The sequence below is a fragment of the Pseudophaeobacter sp. genome (assembly GCF_039971195.1).
In the GTDB taxonomy this organism is placed as follows: domain Bacteria; phylum Pseudomonadota; class Alphaproteobacteria; order Rhodobacterales; family Rhodobacteraceae; genus Pseudophaeobacter.
In genome coordinates this window covers 11,678-32,156 of sequence record NZ_JBDWPJ010000215.1, presented here as the reverse complement: position 1 = coordinate 32,156, position 20,479 = coordinate 11,678, and the positions used below count along the sequence as shown (strand labels likewise).

At 53.4% G+C, this 20,479-nt stretch carries 17 protein-coding genes; 8 read left to right on the top strand and 9 right to left on the bottom strand.

The genetic code is table 11. The features are described 5' to 3' along the window. Nucleotides 1–13: 13 nt before the first annotated feature. A complete protein-coding gene (locus ABJP42_RS18480) occupies nucleotides 14–1,276 on the top strand; it encodes a replication initiation protein (protein ID WP_348343027.1) in 1,263 nt (420 codons plus the stop codon). Continuing rightward, nucleotides 1,273–1,785, top strand: coding sequence for a hypothetical protein (locus ABJP42_RS18475; protein WP_348343025.1), 513 nt, complete (start codon nucleotides 1,273–1,275; stop codon nucleotides 1,783–1,785). Before ABJP42_RS18480 ends, ABJP42_RS18475 begins: the two co-directional genes overlap by 4 nt. A 69-nt stretch (nucleotides 1,786–1,854) precedes the next feature. Here ABJP42_RS18475 and ABJP42_RS18470 read toward each other — a convergent pair whose 3' ends face one another. Then, a complete protein-coding gene (locus ABJP42_RS18470; protein ID WP_348343023.1) occupies nucleotides 1,855–2,871 on the bottom strand; it encodes a hypothetical protein in 1,017 nt (338 codons plus the stop codon). A gap of 402 nt (nucleotides 2,872–3,273) precedes the next feature. Here ABJP42_RS18470 and ABJP42_RS18465 point away from each other — a divergent pair, with 402 nt between their 5' ends. From ABJP42_RS18465 to ABJP42_RS18440, 6 genes are all read left to right on the top strand, one after another. After that, the gene (locus ABJP42_RS18465) at nucleotides 3,274–3,963 is read left to right on the top strand and encodes a sugar transferase (RefSeq protein WP_348343021.1); all 690 of its coding nucleotides are present in this window, start codon (nucleotides 3,274–3,276) and stop codon (nucleotides 3,961–3,963) included. Nucleotides 3,964–4,046: 83 nt separating this feature from the next. Further along, nucleotides 4,047–6,188 carry a GumC family protein gene (locus tag ABJP42_RS18460; protein ID WP_348343019.1) on the top strand — a complete coding sequence of 714 codons (2,142 nt, stop codon included), beginning with the start codon at nucleotides 4,047–4,049 and terminating at the stop codon, nucleotides 6,186–6,188. Nucleotides 6,189–6,621: 433 nt separating this feature from the next. Continuing rightward, complete coding sequence (locus tag ABJP42_RS18455) at nucleotides 6,622–6,879, top strand: hypothetical protein (RefSeq protein WP_348343017.1); 258 nt, start codon at nucleotides 6,622–6,624, stop codon at nucleotides 6,877–6,879. Between the two features lie 9 nt (nucleotides 6,880–6,888). Then, nucleotides 6,889–9,000, top strand: coding sequence for a YjbH domain-containing protein (locus tag ABJP42_RS18450; RefSeq protein ID WP_348343015.1), 2,112 nt, complete (start codon nucleotides 6,889–6,891; stop codon nucleotides 8,998–9,000). Beyond that, on the top strand, nucleotides 8,997–9,635 hold the full coding sequence (locus tag ABJP42_RS18445; protein ID WP_348343013.1) for a YjbF family lipoprotein: 639 nt from the start codon (nucleotides 8,997–8,999) through the stop codon (nucleotides 9,633–9,635). The genes ABJP42_RS18450 and ABJP42_RS18445 overlap by 4 nt, the downstream gene beginning before the upstream one ends. Before the next feature lie 82 nt (nucleotides 9,636–9,717). Continuing rightward, complete coding sequence (locus ABJP42_RS18440) at nucleotides 9,718–11,046, top strand: polysaccharide biosynthesis/export family protein (RefSeq protein WP_348343011.1); 1,329 nt, start codon at nucleotides 9,718–9,720, stop codon at nucleotides 11,044–11,046. Nucleotides 11,047–11,311: 265 nt separating this feature from the next. Here the strand turns inward: ABJP42_RS18440 and ABJP42_RS18435 are convergent, their stop codons facing one another. The 8 genes from ABJP42_RS18435 to ABJP42_RS18400 all read right to left on the bottom strand — a co-directional run bounded on the left by ABJP42_RS18435 (nucleotide 11,312) and on the right by ABJP42_RS18400 (nucleotide 20,440). After that, nucleotides 11,312–12,457, bottom strand: a complete 1,146-nt coding sequence (locus ABJP42_RS18435) for a glycosyltransferase family 4 protein (protein WP_348343009.1) — start codon at nucleotides 12,455–12,457, stop codon at nucleotides 11,312–11,314. Beyond that, nucleotides 12,457–13,800 (bottom strand): O-antigen polymerase, encoded by a 1,344-nt coding sequence (locus tag ABJP42_RS18430; RefSeq protein ID WP_348343007.1) that lies wholly within the window; start codon nucleotides 13,798–13,800, stop codon nucleotides 12,457–12,459. The genes ABJP42_RS18435 and ABJP42_RS18430 overlap by 1 nt, the downstream gene beginning before the upstream one ends. Further along, nucleotides 13,797–15,116, bottom strand: coding sequence for a lipopolysaccharide biosynthesis protein (locus tag ABJP42_RS18425; protein WP_348343005.1), 1,320 nt, complete (start codon nucleotides 15,114–15,116; stop codon nucleotides 13,797–13,799). Before ABJP42_RS18425 ends, ABJP42_RS18430 begins: the two co-directional genes overlap by 4 nt. Further along, complete coding sequence (locus ABJP42_RS18420) at nucleotides 15,113–16,243, bottom strand: glycosyltransferase (RefSeq protein WP_348343003.1); 1,131 nt, start codon at nucleotides 16,241–16,243, stop codon at nucleotides 15,113–15,115. The genes ABJP42_RS18425 and ABJP42_RS18420 overlap by 4 nt, the downstream gene beginning before the upstream one ends. Nucleotides 16,244–16,273: 30 nt before the next feature. Further along, nucleotides 16,274–17,500, bottom strand: a complete 1,227-nt coding sequence (locus ABJP42_RS18415) for a Gfo/Idh/MocA family protein (protein WP_348343001.1) — start codon at nucleotides 17,498–17,500, stop codon at nucleotides 16,274–16,276. 1 nt (nucleotide 17,501) lies between these two features. After that, nucleotides 17,502–18,464 (bottom strand): aldo/keto reductase, encoded by a 963-nt coding sequence (locus ABJP42_RS18410; protein WP_348342999.1) that lies wholly within the window; start codon nucleotides 18,462–18,464, stop codon nucleotides 17,502–17,504. A gap of 135 nt (nucleotides 18,465–18,599) precedes the next feature. Then, nucleotides 18,600–18,893: a hypothetical protein gene (locus ABJP42_RS18405; RefSeq protein WP_348342997.1), complete on the bottom strand. Its 294-nt coding sequence runs from the start codon at nucleotides 18,891–18,893 to the stop codon at nucleotides 18,600–18,602. Nucleotides 18,894–19,003: 110 nt separating this feature from the next. Continuing rightward, on the bottom strand, nucleotides 19,004–20,440 hold the full coding sequence (locus tag ABJP42_RS18400) for a mannose-1-phosphate guanylyltransferase/mannose-6-phosphate isomerase (protein WP_348342995.1): 1,437 nt from the start codon (nucleotides 20,438–20,440) through the stop codon (nucleotides 19,004–19,006). Nucleotides 20,441–20,479 lie beyond the last annotated feature (39 nt).

The following is a 20,479-nucleotide window of genomic DNA, read 5'->3' as shown; positions in this document are numbered from 1 at the left end:
GCAGGCAAATGATATGAGCGATTCCCAGATCGACATGGACTCCCTCTCTGGCGCTTTGCGGCGAGAGACGGTGAAAAAGAACGTCGCGGCGATTCACATCAGTGGCAAGCTCAGCCTCTTGCAGCGCAAGCTCTCCAATGTGCTGTTGCTCAATGCCTATGACGCGCTGACCACGGCGCAGAGCCACACCATTGATGCCCGCACGCTGGCGACCATCGTTGGTTACAACTCAAACGATTTTGACACCCTGCGCGCCAGTCTGCGCGCCCTGGCCGAAACCGTGGCGGAATGGGATATGCTGGATGATCAGGGGCGGCAGGAATGGGGGGTGTCCTCGCTCCTGTCCTTTGCCAAGCTGAAGAACGGCGTCTGCGAATATGCCTATTCGCCAGCTCTGGCGCAGAAACTGCATGACCCGAAGATCTACGCGTTGATCAATGTGCATATCCAGCGCAATTTCAGCTCCGGCCACGGGTTGGCGCTCTATGAGAATTGCTACCGTTTTGTACGCACCCGTTCCACCGGTTGGTGGAGCCTGGAAACCTTTCGCAAACTGATGGGGGTGGATGGCTCCAGTTATTATGAGAGCTTCAAACATCTGAACGCCAAGATCATCAAACCCGCAGTGGCCGAGGTCAACAAGAGCTCTGACATTATCATCACGCCGGAATTTCAAAAGAAGGGCAGGGCGGTCACCGAGATCCGTTTCCTGATCAAATCGAACCCGCAGATGGCGATGTTCCAGATCGATGACAGCGACGGAATGCGCAACCTGGTGACCTATAAGGCGCTGCGTGGGCAGGGGGTTTCTGACCGGTTGGCGCGGCAATGGATCACCGAACATGGGGAAGACTATGTAAAGCAAAAGCTGTCGCTGATGCAGGGGCAGGCGCAGGTCAAAAGCTCGGTTGGCTATCTGTCGGCGGCGCTGCGCGACGACTATCAACCGCATCAGCCAGCGGTGAAACCCACGCCAAGCCCGGAAGCGGTGGAGGCCGCCCAGCAGCGGGAGCGTGAGCGGGCGGAGGACGAGGCCAGCTATGCAGCTCGTCAGGCCGAGCGGGTAGGGCGGGCGCGGCGGCTTGATCTGGTGGAGGAGCTGGTTTCGCGGCGAAACCCCACCCAGCGAGATGCCGACCGACAATTGTTCATGGCCGGTCTCGAGGATGATCTGGAACGGGAGAACTTTCGTACACATGGGTGGCGCTCGGCGTTCAATGCCAGCGCCATCATTGCCTTTTGGCAGGACATGGAACCGGAGACGTTTGAGGAATGACACAAGAGACTGCCAGATTGATCCGGGTTTCTGACCGGATGCAGCAGGCCTATAGCTATCGCCTTTCGGCCCCAACTGGTGCGAAATTCGACGCGGGGTTTGCGCCGTTTTACACCCCGGCAGAGATGCTGGCGCTGGGGGTGTTTGAGGGGAGGTATCTCAATGATTGCCGCGATGAGTTTCCCGTCGTCTGGTTTGAAAGCGCAAGGCTATCGGATGTTGCCAATGCCGATCTCAACCAGTTTGGCATCAAAAGCCGCCAACCGCTGAGCCATTGGCGAGACAAGGGCTGGATCTATGGCCCGGATCCGCGCGGCTGGTTCCAGTGGTATTGTCGCTACTATCTAGGGCGGCGCTTGCCAGAGATCGATCAGATCCAGATCAAACGCTGGCGTGGCTTTGCCCGCCACGCCGGTCAGATCCGCGCCAATTGCTATCCTGGCGATGTCTTCTGTCGCCCGCGGCAACGTCAGGCGCTGCTGCAATGGGCCCATGATCCCTTCATTTGAGACATTGCAGAGTTGGGGAGAGGCGAGCGGAAAGGCCTCTTGTCTTTGAGTCGATCCAAAGAGGGTGCTCTAGGCGGAGGCCTTTCGCTCAGTCTCTTCCTGATGTTTGCGTAGCTCGAGATTCACCCGCGCTGAGAAGAGTTTGAAGAGGTTTGAGTCCAGGGTCCTGTGCAACATTTCGCGATCGTGCTGCAGGGCAAAATGGCCGATGATCTTGTTCTGCGCATCCCGAATATTGAGGCCAAGGTAGGAGACCAGATTATGCTTTTTGTTCTGGACCTGCTCGGGAAAGGCTTCCTGCAGTTGGCTACGCACTAGGAAAACATCTTTTTCCTTGAGATGGCTACAGGGGGTTCCCTGATAGGGGATCACCTTGCCTTCAACATGGTCGATCAGTTTCCCGTCTTGGCAATAGGCCAGAACGCGAAAGCAATTGGCATTGTCGGCGATGCATTCCGCAATGAAGGCGACACGGATTTTTAGGGCTGTCTGCATTTGCTCGCAGAGCAAACGCAGCGCGTCCAGATTCCCCGTTTGGCCCGGTCCAGCGACCAGAGCGGAGAGGATACGCATCGCATGGAGCGTTACAAGTTCAGCGCTGAGCCGTTCAATGAACAGGTGCACTGTTTCAATGACATTGTCCGCTTCTTCCTGGTCGATATCCCGTCGCCAGGCGGCCTGCAGGAGGCCAATTGTCTCGCCTTCGTGGTTTTTCAGCGGAAAGCCAATATAGCTTTGGATGCCCTCTTTGATGAAATAGGTGTCCAGTGGGTAGGACTGCTGGATATTGGAGAGGAAGGTCTTTTGCTTTGCCTCTGAGATGACATCCAAACAAGGGGCGACACAGGTGTCATACTCAAACTCCCCTATCGGCTTTCCATCAAGACAACTGGCAAGCACATTGATGCGTTCTTTTTCCATCACCATCAATTCACCGATGGTGACCAGATCGGCTTCAAAGCAATCTGCGAGAGTTTCAGTAAAGAACTGCATGAAGTTCTGGCCGGTGGAGCAGGACAGGACCAGAAGTTCATCAGAGCTGCTCTGGTGCTGCCAGTCTAGGTCGCGTGGGGCTGTTATGGTCATACTTGTGAAACTCACTACAAAAGCGCAGAGCGCGATACATCTTTAAGGTGTTGCTGGTGAAGAAAAATCACCTCAGAGGCGGCAGGACTGTGGAGAATCGGTGGTTGTCTTCATTGCAGAGTCTGGACGTCATAATTCTGCAAAATTTCGCAAGGATACTCAAGAAATCTACATGTAGTGGCAGTTCATCAGCCCAACTCTACCACAGGGCAAAGGGCACGGTTTGAATCAGTTATATTCAAATTGACCCGCCTAAAAATTAACCATTTTCGCGAAATCCCATGTGTAAAATTTGATTTAACAATTGATGGAAGAGGTGAATCACCTTAGGAAGAGAGGTGTTGTGAGAATTTCTTTGATCCCGGTTTTTATAAGTTATATGCCCTTGGGGGGGTGTTTTTGATGAAAGACTATGTTGAGTTCTTTGACACGAATTACCTTCTAGAAATTCATGCCGCTGCACCATCTGAAATACGAACTGGGATTTACCAAAAGTTCGGTAAGCGTACGCTTGACGTCGTACTTGCGCTTCTTCTTGTACCGGTTCTGGCACCTATTGTTGCCCTTTTGTGGGTCCTGGTTCGTCGTGATGGTGGAAGTGGGTTTTTTGGTCATACCCGTATCGGCCGTAATAATAAGCCGTTCAGATGCTGGAAGGTCCGTACCATGGTGCATGGCGCGGAGGAGAAGCTAAAGACTTATCTGGCTGAAAATCCAGAGGCCGCAGAAGAGTGGGCCCGAGATCACAAGTTGACAAATGATCCGCGGATCACGCCGTTGGGCAACTTCCTTCGCAAGACCAGCCTGGATGAGCTTCCGCAGCTTTGGAATGTGTTGAAAGGTGAGATGAGTTTTGTTGGCCCGCGTCCCATCGTGACCGCAGAGCTGGAAAAATACGGTACGGCTGCCGAAACCTATCTGGCCCTGAAACCTGGGATAACCGGGCTTTGGCAGGTCTCTGGGCGCAATGACGTAAGCTACAATGAGCGTGTTGCCATGGATATGGACTATGCCAAGCGGATGGCATTCGGCCTCGATTTAGAACTGATTTTGCGCACTGGGACATCTGTAGTAGGTACGACAGGTCGTTGACCCTCAGCGGCGATGCAAATAGCTGGTGTGCAGCTTGACGTTACTCCCAGGCCGCGGCCGTGAAGAATGAATAACTGAACCAAATGAAAAACATATCCCTGAGTGAGCAAACCCATTCCGTGGCTCCTGTTCCTGTACAGTCGTCTTCGCAGCTAGAGGACGATGTGATCGATATAGGCCAGCTTTTCGCGACGCTTTGGCGCGGAAAGTGGCTTATTAGCCTGATCCTGGCTTTGTCTGTAATGGCAGGAGGCTACTATGCCTATGTCGCGGCAACACCGATGTACTCCTCCACTGCAGTTGTGATGTTGGAGACGGATCAGAAGAGTGTTGTTGATCTGGAAAGCGTCGTTGGTGGGCTTACTGGCGACAGCACAGAAGTAAACTCGGAACTTGAAGTGCTCAAGTCCCGTGGTCTGATGGGAAAAGTTGTCGACAAGCTGGATCTGATTTCGGACGCTGAATTCAACGTAGCACTTCAGGAACCATCACTGGTCGACGCAGTGAAGGACAAGATAAAGGCCCTAGTTGGCGTTGTTGATGCTCCTGAAGTGATTTCTGCTGCGTTGCAGGAAAAAATTACGCGTGACAGTGTGATTTCAAAACTTTTGGAAAGTGTCGCAGTGCGGAGTGTGCCGCAAAGCCTGGTTTTTCAAATCACCGTGAAATCTGAGAGCTCCAATAAATCTGCCTTGATCGCGGATACCATTGTCGATCTGTACATTCTCAATCAGATTGAGGTGAAGTTTGAAGCAACGGAACAGGCCACCACTTGGCTAACGGATCGTGTGGCTGAGCTGCAGGTGCAGTTGGAAACGTCCGAGTCCAAGGTCACCGAGTTCAATGGCTCTACGGCCTTGATCTCTCCGGAGGCCCTGCAGGCGCTGGAAGTTCAGCTCAAAGATCTGCGGGAGCGGATACTGCTGGCCAAATCATCACAACAGGCGGCAACGGCTAGGTTTAATGAGTTGCGCGACATCGAAGGGCGTGACGCACAGGCCGAAGCAAGTGGCGACCCGCAACTGCAACGACTTCTGCGTCAGATCGAAAACCAGCAGGCCGCAGCCACTGCTTTTGACACCACCTTCGAAAGATTACTTGCCCGCGCGGGGCTTGAGGCTGGGCGGGCGACACAACAGGTCTTGTCGCTGGAAAAATCTGAAGGGGAATTGTCCCAACAGGTCGCGCAGCAAAACGTCGACCTGATTACTCTGCAACAGCTGACCAGAGAAGCTGAAGCAATTCGATTGCTCTATGAGTACTTCCTGACGCGGCTGAAAGAGACCTCAGCCCAGGAGGGTATCCAAAAGGCAGACAGTCGGATGTTGTCATTGGCCGTGATCCCGATAAATCCCTCTGAACCAAAGAAGTCCCTTATCCTGGCCATGAGCGGCATTTTAGGATTGATGATCGGCGCTGGGATTGTTCTCCTTGGTGAAGCGAGACGCAAAGGTTTCCGCTCGAGCAAAGAGCTTGAGCATAAAACGGGCTATAGTGTCTTAGGGCAAATTCCGACTTTCCCTGCGAAGGGGCGGCGGAGTGTCTTGCAGTACTTAGCCGACAAGCCTTCTTCGGCAACCGCTGAGGCCGTGCGAAACCTCAGAACCTCGATCATGCTGTCCAATATCGATAAGCCACCCCAGGTGATCGTGCTGACTTCCTCACTGCCCGGAGAGGGCAAGACAACAAACTCGCTGGCCCTGGCGCAGAATTTTAACGGGGTAGGAAAGAAGGTGTTGTTGGTTGAGGGCGATCTTCGCCGCCTGACTTTGACGGCACAACTTCAAAGCCGACCTGACAAGGGCATCGTGTCCGTACTGACGGATGAAGCAAGTATTCAAGAGGCGGTTTTCCGCGATGAGCTGATTGGCTGCGATGTTCTGGCTGGTGAAAAAACAACAACAAATGCGGCGGATCTCTTTGCTTCGGAAAAATTCCGCGATCTCCTCACAGAGCTGCGCGGCCTTTATGATGTTATCCTGATCGATACTCCGCCTGTCCTGTTGGTGTCAGACGCCCGTTTGATTGCTCCCTTGGCCGATGCATCGCTGTTGGCGGTGAAATGGGATGCGACCTCCGCTGAGGATGTTCAAGAGGCAATGCGTTTGTTCCACACCGACAGTTTACGTCTGTCTGGTTTGGTTCTGGGGCAGATTAACGCGCGCAAAATGAAGTCCTACGGCTATAACTATGGCAACTATGGGACGACATACTATTCAAACTGAACGCTGCACTCGTTGAGAGGGTCTTCAGAAAACAGTTTATCCAGAGGAACTTAGAATTGAGTCGCCTCTGGATAAATGGTTTCTCGTAGACTAGTTTGTGCTAACTGTGCTGGTTGTTGTGGTTGCCGACCCACCACCGGCAGCCGCAGCAACACCCGCAGCAGCTCCAAGCGCACCCAGAGCAGGACCCACAAGTGGAACGAAACCTGTCACACCTTCCGCAGCCGCAGCTGCGGCGTCTGTGCCGACTCCAACGCAGGCTTCATCCTCGGCGGAAACCCCGTCATCGCAAATTACTTCTTCTTTGTTGGTCTGAGTTTGCGCAGTTACTGCAGTTGCGCTCAGCAAAACAGCCATAATTGTAGCTCTGATCATAACAATACTCCTAAACACATTTAGGGACACAGTATCATCTCTGAGTAACAGAGAAAACATGGATCGCAAGACCAATACCCAAGAACAGGTACCATTGGGCATGATTTCACCGCATGTCATGCGATTGTCGCAGAACTGCTTTCAATTTGTGCGGCAGGTTGACCGGCAGGGGATTGATCCAAAGTCTTGTTTGCGTCAGATACAGAATCAGTTGATGTACAAAAAACGCATAAAGCAGCAAAACTTTGTGTTCTTAGCGCCCAAGGCGACATTCGAAACGCGTTCGTCTATTTTGACGACAAGCAAACAAAATTGATGTGACCCAGTGAAGTTTTCTGCCGCCAGATGTTTTGCAAGCCTGTGCTTCGCTGTGTCCAGTCTAACGCCTGCTGCGGCGCAGACGGTTTCTAACTATGGCACACCCGGCCTGCTCGAGATTCCTACCGCTGATATGTTCGACGATGGCGCGCTGGTGTTTACCGCAGGAATGCTGGACAGTACCCTGCGTACGACCATGACATTTCAACTGTTGCCCTGGGTGCATGGTAGTTTTCGCTATGCTGTAATTGAGGATTTTGATGGTGCGATCGGAAACCGGTATGATCGAAGCTTTGATATCCATTTTCAACTGAGAGAAGAAAGTCGCACAGCTCCAGCATTGGCCCTTGGCTTGAGAGATTTTGGCGGAACCGGAATTTATGCGTCTGAATACATCGTTGCAACCAAGACTTTTCAGGAGCGGTTGAAAGTCACTGGTGGGATCGGTTGGGGGAGATTGGCTGGACGAGGAAGCTTTAGTAACCCTCTTGGATTGTTCTCTGATCGTTTTAAGACCAGACCGAGTAGGGGTGTTGGCGGGATTGGTACGACTGGGCAGTTGGATTTCGGGAACTGGTTTCGTGGGGATGCAGCGCTATTTGGCGGCCTCAGTTGGAGGTACAATGACCGACTAACACTGATGGCAGAGTATTCATCAGATGTGTACGCGGAAGAGGCGAACAAAATTGGTTTTGACGCTGGTTCACCCTTCAATTTTGGGGTTCAGTACAGGTTCAAGAACGGAGCTCAGCTCACTGGTTCATACCTGTATGGATCCACACTTGGTTTCAGCTACACCTATTTTATCGATCCGCGTCAGAGTGTTGCACCCGGCGGGCAGGGGGATTCACCGCCACCGTTGTTGCCCATTGACCGTGTGGCGCTGGCCAGTTGGAATTTGGAGGATAACCCCCAAGCACCAGCACAAAAACGGGCTGTTCTACAACGAGAGCTGGATGGTCAGGGGCTACGACTTGTGTCCCTGGAACGGCGCGACACTAGCGTCAGTATTGGGGTGGAAAACGGGTCCTATGGGCAGACTGCGCAGGCGATTGGCCGCGCAGCGCGGGTTCTAGCCAATACCGAAGCACCTGAAGTCGAAAGCTTTGACATTTCATTGGTGAGCAACGGCGTCGCGCTGAGTTCAGTGCGCATTCAGAGGTCTGACCTATATGAGCTGGAGCATGACCCGGATGGCAGTTGGCGCAGTTTTGCCCGCGCGGAAGTCTCCAATGCGATCCCGCTTGTGGAGGGGCAGCTGACGGAGGGGGCCTATCCTGATTTTCGATATAGAGTTGGACCCTATTTTCAGGCCTCATTCTTTGATCCGGATTCGCCTTTTCGGTATGAACTTGGCGTCGTTGTAGGGGCGGATTATACACCTCGTCCCGGTCTTAGCTTTTCAGGAACAATTCGCCAACCGCTGGTTGGAAACTTGGACGGCGCTACGCGGGTATCCAATTCAGTTTTGCCCAAAGTGCGTTCTGATTGGGGGCGTTACGCTAAAGAATCTGATCTGCGTATTGAGCATCTAACAGCGGAACATATTTGGCAGCCTGCACCTGATCTTTATGCCCGCGCAACATTCGGCTACCTGGAAACCATGTATGGTGGGCTCTCTGCAGAATTGCTGTGGTATCCGGTCAACAGCCGCCTCGCTGTCGGGGCGGAAATGAACTATGTGAAGCAGCGCGAATTTGATGTGCTCTTTGGCTTTCAGGATTATTCCGTCGCCACAGGGCATTTCTCTGCCTACTATGATTTGCCAGGTGAATATCACGCACAGTTAGATGTAGGGCGGTATCTCGCAGGTGACTACGGGGCGACCTTTTCGTTGGACCGTGAGTTTAACAACGGGTTCAAGGTCGGCGCCTTTTTCACCCTGACAGATGTCGGCTTTACTGACTTTGGCGAAGGGTCCTTTGACAAAGGTATCAAGCTCGAAATCCCGGTCTCCTGGCTCACCGGTCGGCCGTCACGCAACAAACTGGGGCAAGTGATCCGGCCGGTTCTGCGCGATGGTGGCGCGCGGTTGAATGTGCGCAACCGTCTCTATGGCTTCACCCGCGAGGCGCGCAGCCAGCAATTGGCCAAAGGCTGGGGGCGTTTCCTGCGATGATCCGGTTTGCCTTGCGATTTGCGGTACTGACGCTTCTTTTGGCCTGCGGTGAGGCAAAGGATGATGCCGATCTTCTGCGCGGTACGTTGAATCCCAATGCTCCGCGGTTTCACCCTCGTGCCAATGCCCTGGCCTCTATCCGCCCGATTCCACCTCGGCTCGAGGTGGCTTTTCCGGCCAGCGATCTGTCGGGGGTTATGTTGTTGGAAACTTCCCGCGCTGGTACTGAGACCTGGCTGACAGCTGATGGGGCGACAATTACATTGAAAGATGGGATGCTAACCTCGGCCAAGGGGTTTGGCTCTGGTCTTGCTGCCTCGGACGTTGAGCAGAGCCTGGCCTTGGTGCTATCGGCGCAGGCGGGGCGGGCTGAGCGGTTCCACAGTTTTCTCAACGGCAATGATGAGATCGAGCTGCATGCCTACCTTTGTGAGATATCCCCAAGGGGTCGCGAAGAGATCTTTGTTCAGGGCTTGGCCGTTCCGGTGCTAAAGTTTGAAGAGGACTGTTTTGGCGCGGATCAAAAGTTCAGCAACCGCTATTGGTTGCACCCAGGAACCCATGAAATTCTTCAATCCTCTCAGTGGACTGGTGACTTTCTTGGCAACCTCTTTATGAAGAGTGTACCGGAATGAATTTGATAGTTTTGCGATTGGAGACTGCATCGTGCGCCCAGTGACCCTTGTTTTGAGCATCCTTGCGTTGTCCGGAAGCTTGATGGGCTGTTCAACCATCTATCGCAGCCCTTCTGTTTCGGCCGGTGTGTCTGACACTGGCAAAGTTCGCGTGGTGGCAATGACGCCAGAGACGGTTCTTGTCGCCAACCGGTCGGCCTATGCGCCGCAGACATTGCCTGCCGTATTTGGCCTCTCAGCCGGGTCTGGAGCAGGGGCCTCGCCGCGCGGGATTGGCGCGCTTCCAGAGGCGCCCTCCACCCAAGACGGAGTGCGCAGCGGGCTAACTCTGGATCCGCCACCGCAAGTTGCCTTGACCCCCTATACGATCGGGGTGGGCGATGTCGTCGTGCTTTCTACCCCATCGACCCAAGGAACTGCGGGCGAGCTGTCCGGTTTGTTGGCGGCTCAGAACAGCCGTAATGGCTATACGGTTCAGGATGATGGCTCGATCAATATTCCAGATGTGGGCCGGGTACGTCTGGAAGGTCTCACTGTGGACGAAGGAGAAGCGCTGTTGTTCCAACGCCTGGTCGAAAGCCAGTTGGACCCAACCTTTAGTCTCGAGGTTGCCGAATTTAACTCGCGCCGTGTTTCCGTCGGCGGCGCTGTTGGGCAGCCAGGGGTTATGTCGATCACCCTGACGCCTCTGACCCTTGGCGAAGCCATTGCCGCAGCAGGCTCTGTGTCGGTTGGTGATATTGATATCAGTTCGGTTCGCATCTACCGGGAGGGAAATGTGTATCAGATCCCGCTGGAGGATCTCTATTCTAGTTCGGAGTTCCAAAATTTGCGTCTGATGGCTGCGGATTCGGTTTTTGTCGATACTGACTATGACCTTGATCGAGCTGAGCGCTACTTCGAACAACAAATCCGCCGTACTCAAACAACGATTGCGGGCCGCGAAATTGCTTTGGACGAATTGACTGCTGCCGTGACTTTGCGCCGGGCAGAACTGGATGAGCGCCGGGATAATTTTTCTCAAACACTCGAATTTGATGCGGTGGACCGTGACTATGTCTATCTGAGCGGCGAAGTCCGCACCCAGGGGCGTTTTGCACTGCCGTTTAATCACAAAGCCGTACTAGCTGACGCCTTGTTCAGCACCGGAGGAGGGGTCGCCAAGGAAACCGGTGACGCGTCCGAAGTCTATGTTCTGAGGGCGTCCAGCGATGTGCGCGAATTTGGAGCTGTGACCGCTTGGCATCTCGATATCCGAAATGCGGCGAACCTTGCGATGGCCTCCAAGTTTGAGCTGCGACCAGATGATATTGTGTTCATTGCAGAGAACCCCGTAACACGTTGGGGCCGAACTGTCGACCAGATTACACCTTCGCTGATCACAGCGCCGATCAATGCGATTGCGGACTAGTGAGCTGCCTTGAGATGTAGAGTTTGCTCAACCTTTCAAAGCAGCAAACGATTGCGAATGAGACGGTTTAGCGAAGCCTGCGCGATGAGTCGTAGAATGAGGAATGGCTCGGCAACCTAAAAGACGTTTGCAGAATACGGACGCTCTGGGCGATACGCTTCCAACCACGTCAGGCCACAGTCATCACTGGAGAAACAAACACCCGCAGAAGCGTATTGAGCGCTTGAGAAATTTGAGTGCACCCGACAAACGTCTTAATTTACTGTCAGGTGTTTAGAGCTTTGACGCTGGCGATAACCTTCTGGACATGCCGGTCCCATGACAGATTCTCTAGGCACCATGAGCGGCCGTTGCTTGCCAACTCATTACGTGTTGACGGATCGGTTAGCAGTTGTCGAAGCGCTTCGGAAATGGCCCCATCGTCATATCCATCTACGACCAAACCGCGCTCGCTGTGTTTGACGAAGTCTGCTGGCCCGCCAGTCTCACCAACGATTGCAGCACATCCAAAGGAGATCGAATCTGCGATTGCCAGACCAAAGCCCTCCAAGTCGCGTTTGTTTTCAGAAGCGGTCTGGGGATGTATGAATATATCCGCATTTCGGTAGAGGTCTGGGATTTCCGATTCTTCGACGTAACCCTTCATTGTCACGTAGTCTTGGAGACCAAGCGTTACGATCAACTGTGCGATTTCGTCATGTAGGGGGCCGGTACCTGCGATGGTGTAGGAGAAGTTATCGATACCCTCAGTTCGCATCCTGGCTAGCGCGCGTAAACAACCATCAATGTTCTTTCGCCGTGCCAAACGGGCAAATGATAGGATGCGCAAGACAGAATCGCTGCTCCTAGCGGGGCGATCAAAGGCCGCTGCTTCCGAAGGGAACGACAATCCGTTGAAGTTGACTTCCCAAACGCCCTGTGGGTTTGCTCCTTCAAGAGCGTTCTTCGCAACTTGCATCGTGGAATGGGATACCGTGTGGACTAGGTCAAAATCGAGCAACACTTTGATCATACCGCGCTTTAAAATGAAAGGATAGTTCAGTACCTCTTGACCGTGAATTGTTAGCACCTTTGTCTGGGGCCAAAGCCACGGCAGCAATGCAAGCGCTGGCCGCCAAGTGGTTGCGTGGATGAAGTGGAAGTTTTGCCCAAAACGCACGCGCCCAATAGCAGCAATCATCCTTGCAAACACGATTGGCTGCCGGTGCATGCCAACATTGTAGACATGAATACTGCCCTCTGGATAAGAAAGATCGTGCCAGCCGCGTGGCCCATCCCAAGAAGTGATTACAGTGGGTGTAACGCCCTGACGAACGTAGGCGCGAGCGATTAGTTCACTGTAGCTCTCAACCCCACCTACTGTTGGCGGGTAGGCTTTGGCGATCAGGAGTACCGTTTGAGAGGAGGTCATTAAATAGTTCCCGAGTTATTAAGTTCTAGGCGCATGTGTCTCTGTTGGCGGCGATATGTTCGTCTAGCTTGGATGGTAATAATAATCATTACGAACAGCGCTAAGATCATGCCAAAGACCCGTGCTCCATAGAAGAAAAACCAAAAATTTATAGAGAAGAACACAGAGCAATAGACAACGATCAAAAAGACGATCCAAACGCCTCCGCTTCGGCGGGCGCGATAATAGCTTAGCTCGCCAAAAAAGCCGAGAAGGATGCAGAATATTGATGTCCCCAATGGACCAAAGTCTTGCAGAAAAATCCGGAAGATGGTCATTGCATTCGACGTCTGCCAGTTGCCGATGCCCACGGCATCAATTCGGTCCGAAAAACCTTCCCCGGAAACTAGGCCCAGAGGGCCAAAAATTGCGCGGAAGAAGCTCATGCCCCAAGTATGATCGGTGTATGGGTAAAAGTTTTCGAACCAGACCGATAGCGCAGGAACATAGCCGGCGAACCATGGCCGCATATGTTCCAGAGTTGCCCCAACCCGCTCGAACTGCAAGTCCCCCATACGAGCGCTTTGAACTATGATAACCCAAAACCCGAAACCGCAAACCAATGCTATTACACCGAAAATCGTTCGTTTGCGGCGCAGGATGTGGGTTCGATCGTTCAATATGCATCCGACATAAAAGGAAAAGAAACCAACCACTAGGGGAACCAGCAGCAAAGATCGCACACTGCCAACGGCCGAAAAGAGTATCGACAGTATGATCAATGCCAGAAGCGTAATATAGTCTGAGCGAACGCGGTTCGCGAATGACATCCTGAAGCAAACAAAAACCGGAACAAAAGTTAGAATCAAGGTGATCAACTTAAACTCTGATGGGAAGTTAAAGCCATTGTTGAGATAGAGCGCGGCCTGGTTGGCTTTCATAACTGCAAACATTTGGCTCCGACCTCCAAATAGGAAACTTACCAGACTACTGCCGGATAGCTTGCGGAGGCCCATCTCCAGTAGAACAAGGATACTAGCCAACATGATTACCAAGAGTGTTGTTAGCCAAGTGGCATGTTGTAAGTGGTGCGTGAACGCTTGCATATGCCCCGCGGGTGGAATGGGACGCAATGAGATTGTATTCCAAAATAAGACGGCTCCGAATACGTAACTCTGCACCCCAATCACTATGATCAATACGACGTCGCTCGAAAAATAGAATACGCCTCCGATTGCTGCATTGATAGCCCAAGCGATAGTCCACATAGCAATCCAGACCCGAACAGGAGATCCGCGGTGGTGTCCTACCATCAGCAGGGCAAAGGTCACGGCAAACAGCAAACACACGAAAAAATTGGTCATAAGTTTGTTGTCTCTTGGTCAATTGCCGCCGCGTCATTGTGTCGGGGAAGCAGGGGCATTACAAGAATACCACGTACTCGGTACAGGTAGATCACTTGAAAGGCGTATAATGCGCAAAAAGCTAGAGCTTGCGCTGTTGCGACCCCGTTCAACCCAAACGGCAACAAAGCGATAGCCAAAATCGCTTGTAGGCTGACGGTGACCATAAGGCTAAACAGTACCACAGTCCCTGCGCCAGTCATCTTAAGTATCTCATCGACTGGGCCGCCAAAAGCTTCACCCAAGGCACCGATCATTAGGATTGCAAGGACCGCCCAGGCCGCTCCATATTCTGGCCCCAGCAAGATGGCCAGAACCGGAGCGCCGACCACCCAAAGGCAAACCAAAGCCACTAGCGTAAAGCTGCTCGTAAGAAGACAAATTCTGCGACCGATATGCTCGATATAGGACCAATCGCTCTCTGCGGCGGCGGCGACGATTGTGGGGCGCACCGAAAAGCGTAGCGCGGCGATAACAGCCGTCACAGCGATCAACAACCGACCGGCGGCCCCGATTACTGCGCCGTCGGCCGCTGACAGGAGTGCCGCGGCCACCCAAACTGGGATCCAGTAGATCATTGATTGCAGCATGCGCGACACGGCGATTGGAGCGCCGATCCGGAAGGCCGGAAGAAGGATCACACTGCGCGAACTAGATGTGTCATGCGAGGCGGGCGCGTATTTACGCATTTGTAGAACCAACGCGACCATTCCTGCGCCGCAAGCGATGCTGGCTGCAACAATGGTAATAGCAACCAGTGTGGTCAATGCTGGCCTTTGAGACAGGGTAAGGTAGGGCACGCTGGAACACAAAATACAGAGGTTTATCGCGCTATAGAAGAAAAAGCTGCCTAGGGCAGGTGCACGTAGTGCCACAAGGGCTTGGGCCACGATGAACATCAATCCATATACAAACAACCAACCCGCAGCCAGAGCCACAAATGCAGCGTCGGCGCCCAGTGTCCCGCCGAAGCCTACTAGGATGCTGGCCCCTGCGACACACATTACCGCCGTGATGCTGGCACTAAAAATAAGGCTAACCCAGCAGCTGCGCCGTAACGCATGTTTCTGCCCGGCTGCAATCTTGTCTCCCAAGGTCCGCACCAGCCCATCGGGTACCCCAGCCCCGGCCAGACAGAAGAGCGTCGTGACTACCCCAAAAGTTGCGAAATACACCCCCGCGTCTGCGGGAGAAAGTGTATTCGTAACAAGGATGACGAGAACGAACTGTACGGCAAGCGCCAGATACCGAGCACCTATTGCAGCAAAATAACTCACCGAGATTTCGCCGGGGTCCAGACCCGATAGACCTGTCCACGCATCGCCCGTATGACGCCTACTTGGGTCGCCAAAAGGGCGATCACGATTTCCGTCACCCCTGCTGCAATGCCTGTCGTTTGTCGCCAAGCTAGCCCCCCCAGACCCAAGACAACTAACATGGCAAGCCCGCCTAGAATGGGGTGAATTGAAAAGGTCGCGGCCAAACCAGCCAGGGCTCCTAAGGTTAAAAAACCGCCGCCAAACCATCGTATGATTTTGCGAGACCGGTATTTGAACCGGTCCTGTGCTGCCATCTGGCGCAACTGGGGCTGCAGGAAAAGGTGCGTGTGATAAGCGCGTGCGGCGATTCTGATCTTGCGGGCAATTTCGTCAGACCGGTCAGAGACAAGCCGCTCATAGGCGATGACATCGGCCACCTTCAGCAGACGCTTGCCAGCAAAAACGGCTGCCATCGAGACGGTCAAGTCGTCTAGCACCGTGTCCGGGAATTCAGGGTAAAGCGATCTGCGCAGGGAAAAGATTGATCCATCGGCGCCCATCACGTTGCCGGTGCGCGATTCCTCAGCTTTCAGTGCTTCTTCCATTCGCCAGTAGCGCGACCCAACAGTGGCGGTGGCGGTGGCGGAACTGTCGTCGTCTAAGTAATGTAGCGACCCGCACACCCCTCCCACCTGTGGGTCAGCATACCAAGCCATCAGGTTGCTAAGGGCATCTTCACGTAAAATCACATTGGCGTCGGTGAACACTATGATTTCCCCAGTCGCGCGCGCGGCCATCCGTTTCATTCCATGAGCTTTTCCGTTGCGCCCGCCTCCTTCTTCCAACTGTACCAAGTCGGGCCTGTCCAACAGCATTTGCCGGGTTTGGTCGCTGGATCCATCGTCAAAGGCCAATACCTCCAGTTCGGGGTGGCGTGCCTTGAGCACTTCGATATTGGCGAGTTTCTCTGGTATGCTTGCCTCTTCATTATAGGCGCAAAACAACAGCGTGACCGAGGTGTGGTGGCCGAGCACAGGAGTCACTGGACGCGTCGGTAGGCGACGCAGAATGCGAGGGTAAATCACATAAGGGTAAATAACCGCCAATGCGCAAAGTGCGGAGATTAGGATCAAAACAGGGGTCATGACAACCTCGGACATACATAGTTAAAGGGATTACAGCGTTCCTGGAATAGGCCCCAGAGGCTCAAAGTCTGTTGTCGGCTTTTGACAGATACCTTCTGTGCCAGCATTTTGGATCATCAAAGTTAATTCGTTGATATGCATAAGAAAGCTTGGCGTAAGGTACTGTGGGGTGCCCTGCTGCAGACTGCGAACCTGTTCGGCAATGCCGATGAATTTATCCTGAGCGTAGACCTCGCGTCGACGCAGCCATTCAACCGCACGTGTTTTAAGTGAGGAACCGGGCTGGTTGTGCTTTTCGACGGCTTCCGATTTCCAGTTGCGCGCCAGCTTGATCTTTCTGCCACCAATGCCTAAGCGGCGTCCTAGCCATAAGTGATCACGCAGAGTACGGAACTTGCGTGCGCTCAGCCCCGCCTTGGTAAAGGACTCTAAGTAAACTGGGGCGCGATAATGTCGGTAGCTGTCGGTCGATATCTCTGCGTCATGACCGATCACGCGCATCCGATGGTCACGTGGGGCCACCACCGAACAGGTCACTCGCGCGGTAGCGCCATTTGCAAAATCCAAACAGGCCACGGAGTAATCAGGCACTCCGACAAAATCCTCCAGCGTGGGATCCTTGGCGGCAATCAGCTCCTTGGAGTAGGCCGTCACGCGGGTGACCGGGCCCAGAAGGGCGCAGATCCAAATCAGGTGGTAGCCGACGTGTTCGTAGGTACAGCCCTCGCGGACCTCCTCTGCAAGGGGCCACGGCGCGCCTGAAGGGCTGAGGACCTTTTGAAATTCCATCTTGTGGATCGGATTGTCGTCCAATTCGGCATATACCAGCAGTGGCTTTCCGATTTTCCCTGTTTCCACAGCACGAAATAGAGTACGCACATTGTCGGCAAAAATATTGCTGGGCGCCCCTGAAAAGGTTACGTTTTTTTCTGCGGCAAGGTCGAACAAAGCTTGGCAATCCTCAACCGACAAAGCGATTGGTTTTTCTGAGTAGACGTGCTTGCCCGCCTTAAGTGCCTTGCGACTAATTTCTACATGGGCGTGGATATTGGTCAGATTTACTACGAGGTCCACTTTCGGGTCTGCCAGCAGTGCTTCCAACGAAGGGAAGGCAGTCAACCCATAATATGCACAGGCCTGTTGCAGTCGATCGGGCCGGATGTCATACAGGCCAACGACGGTTAGTTCGGGGTGAGCGCGACGTGTGCGCATGTAAATGTCAAATACAAAGCCGCAGCCAACAAAGGCAATGTTCATCTCAAAATACTTCTATTGCGTTGGAACTGCTGCCATGTACCTGTGCCATTTGCAGCAGTTGATCTAAGTGGGTGGGGTTGGTGGTGCCAATTAGGCATGTCTTGATCCCTGGGGTGTCCAGGGCGGTGTTTAAAAGATGTTCGATGGTTTCAGGCCTGAGTTTTAGATTTGGGCGAACGGCTTGGCGAAACACCTCTCGAGCGACAACGTGACGGCCTTGAGCTCCGGCGCGTGCGGCCCAAGCCCGCATCTCTTGGTCGCTGTGGTGCAAAGGCGCTTGAATCATTTGGATGCGGGGGTCGCTCAGACATGCCTCTGCCGCTTCAAGATCATCAACAGAGACGCCTATGTGTTCAAGCGCGCCCTCGTTTTGTGCTTTTTCAATAAAATCCACGGCATGTCCTGCGTGCAGCACTTCTGCCGTCGGGCTGTGCAACATAACCATCGGCAGACAGTCGCGCCTCAGGCGTCGCCGGCTTAGATCAAGTTGACGGCGTAAAACGGGCACATCGAAACTGACTGGCAGCAGCCCTCCACGCGCTCGGCGCACAACGTCTTCGGTCTGAGCCGAGCGTTTGACTAACCCTCGAACTAAGTTTTTAACTGGTTTCAAAAGACGCGCTTTCAGTGGCACTTGTTTGCCCAGCTTGGTCACAATCATAACATCGTGCCGGTTTTTTAAGGAGTTTCCCAAAATGCTCTCGCTGTCGCCTTGCGCGTAGCTGTTGGCGGTGTCGAATAACCGTACGCCGCGCTCATAAGCTTGGTCAATCAGCGCACGGGCCTTCAATGGATCGGGACCACGCATGGATCCCATCCGCGCGCAACCTAGCCCTATGCGACGTGCGATGTAACAATAACTTTCGTCAGCTTCGGGCGTCATGACACCTGGACTTTCTTTAATAATCAGTTGCCGGATTCGGCGATTTTTCTCATCATCACCTTGAATGTCTTTAGGCAACAAAAGTATGCGATTTTAGCAGATAATTTCCATTTTTCGCTTAGGTCAGAACCTGGTCGGTTTCGCCACGCTGATGCTCAAACCATAGTCAACTCAATGCCCTTGGAAAAGCTATTTCTATGGAAAAGGGCCCATAGGCTACGCGGTGGTCGAGTTTAATTCGTTTTTGCGTAAAGCTTTTATGACATTACGATTGGGAGCTCGATAATTAGACTTCTCGATACCATTGAACATGGCAAGCGGGGTTTGCGTGCTAGCTGTCTCGATCACCTTGTCTACTGACGAAATCTCGGCATCAACTGAGTACTCGGGGTTGTTGAGCATTCGAACCCGATCTTCGAACTGGTCCGTCGCGACGCCATTATGGTTTGGTGCTATCAGAATGGCCTTTAAAAACTCAAAGTAGGCAATCCCGGCAATCGCTACTTTCATCGGCAAATCCCTTGGCTGCAATAAAAACTATCGCTCGTTTTAAAGTGCGATGCTAGGTTTTGGGAGCACCACACAAAGGGCAGAATGAAGCCGCAATATTCAGACTAAAACTACGATCTTGCATAGACATCCTCATACCGAACAATGTCGTCCTCACCCACATAGGCACCGGTTTGAACTTCAATCAGCACCATCGGCACTTTGCCGGGGTTTTCCATGCGGTGGACGCAGCCAAGTGGCAGGTAGACTGATTGGTTCTCGGTCACCAGTTTGACCTCTTCATCAATGGTGACCCGTGCGGTTCCCTCAACAACGATCCAATGCTCAGAGCGGTGGAAATGGCTTTGTAGTGAGAGGCTGGCGCCAGGGTGGACCAGGATGCGTTTGACTTGAAATCTGTCGCCCACCACCAGGCTTTCAAACCAGCCCCAGGGGCGGTGATCCTTAGGGAAGTCGGTGGCCTGGGCTGCACCCTTTTCCTTGAGTGCGGCAACGGCGAGTTTTACGTCCTGGGCGCGGGATTTATCGGCGACCAGAACCGCGTCATTCATTGCCACAGCCATGATGTTATCAAGGCCGATGCCGACAACTTCCAATCGGTCACTGTCAGAGCGTAGTAGGGTGTCGCGGCAATCGATTGCTGTGGCCTCGCCCGTGGTCACCACACCATCTTCGTCAGGTCCCGCTTCGCGCCAGACTGCATCCCAGCCACCCAAATCTGACCAAGCGGCGTCAAAGGGCACCACGGACAGGTTATCAGCGCGCTCCATCACCGCGTAATCGACTGAGATGTCCGCTGCATTGCTCCAAGGTTCTGGTGCCAGTCGCAAGAAGCCCAAATCTACCTTCGCCTCATCCAGCGCGGCCTGCACTGGGGCGATTAAATTGGCAGCATGAGCTTTGAATGCGGCAATGATGTCTTTTGCAGCAAAAAGGAAAATGCCCGCGTTCCATTTGAAATTCCCGGCAGCCAGCATTTCGGTGGCGCGGGTGGCATTTGGTTTTTCGACAAACTGCTTGAGCTGCACTGGTTGGCCGGATCCATCGGGCATCTGAGCGAGTTCAAGATAGCCATAGGCGGTTTCCGGATGGGTCGGGGTAATGCCAAAAGTCACCAACTGACCTTCAGCAACGGCCTGCAGGCCCTGGTCAACAGCAGCGTGGAAGGCGGCGACATCGGGAACAACGTGATCGGAAGGTGCAACCAGCAAGATTGCTTCGGGATCCTGAGCATGAGCATTTAGCGCTGCCGCCAGAACTGCTGGGGCCGTATTGCGCCCTTCGGGTTCGATCAGGATTGCGCCAGGATCAATGCCGACTGCCTGCAACTGCTCGGTTACGATAAAGCGAAAATCAGAATTGGTAAGCACCACAGGAGCGGCAAACTCGATGCCATTGCCTTGATTTGTCAAGCGCTTGGCCGAGGCCTGAAACAGGGTCTCTTCCCCCATCAGCGGCACAAATTGTTTTGGATAGCTTTTGCGGGAGAGAGGCCACAACCGTGTACCCGAGCCACCGCAGAGAAGTACAGGAATAATATGGGTCACAAGGAATACTCATCTAAACTGTCAGCTGAATGGTCTCTT

Coding starts and splice junctions, on each gene's coding strand:
- ABJP42_RS18405 (WP_348342997.1), bottom strand. CDS start 18,893: ATGAAAGTAGCGATTGCCGGGATTGCCTACTTTGAGTTTTTAAAGGCC.
- ABJP42_RS18435 (WP_348343009.1), bottom strand. CDS start 12,457: ATGACCTCCTCTCAAACGGTACTCCTGATCGCCAAAGCCTACCCGCCA.
- ABJP42_RS18420 (WP_348343003.1), bottom strand. CDS start 16,243: ATGACCCCTGTTTTGATCCTAATCTCCGCACTTTGCGCATTGGCGGTT.
- ABJP42_RS18430 (WP_348343007.1), bottom strand. CDS start 13,800: ATGACCAATTTTTTCGTGTGTTTGCTGTTTGCCGTGACCTTTGCCCTG.
- ABJP42_RS18455 (WP_348343017.1), top strand. CDS start 6,622: ATGGATCGCAAGACCAATACCCAAGAACAGGTACCATTGGGCATGATT.
- ABJP42_RS18460 (WP_348343019.1), top strand. CDS start 4,047: ATGAAAAACATATCCCTGAGTGAGCAAACCCATTCCGTGGCTCCTGTT.
- ABJP42_RS18475 (WP_348343025.1), top strand. CDS start 1,273: ATGACACAAGAGACTGCCAGATTGATCCGGGTTTCTGACCGGATGCAG.
- ABJP42_RS18470 (WP_348343023.1), bottom strand. CDS start 2,871: ATGACCATAACAGCCCCACGCGACCTAGACTGGCAGCACCAGAGCAGC.
- ABJP42_RS18415 (WP_348343001.1), bottom strand. CDS start 17,500: ATGAACATTGCCTTTGTTGGCTGCGGCTTTGTATTTGACATTTACATG.
- ABJP42_RS18440 (WP_348343011.1), top strand. CDS start 9,718: ATGGGCTGTTCAACCATCTATCGCAGCCCTTCTGTTTCGGCCGGTGTG.
- ABJP42_RS18445 (WP_348343013.1), top strand. CDS start 8,997: ATGATCCGGTTTGCCTTGCGATTTGCGGTACTGACGCTTCTTTTGGCC.
- ABJP42_RS18465 (WP_348343021.1), top strand. CDS start 3,274: ATGAAAGACTATGTTGAGTTCTTTGACACGAATTACCTTCTAGAAATT.
- ABJP42_RS18480 (WP_348343027.1), top strand. CDS start 14: ATGAGCGATTCCCAGATCGACATGGACTCCCTCTCTGGCGCTTTGCGG.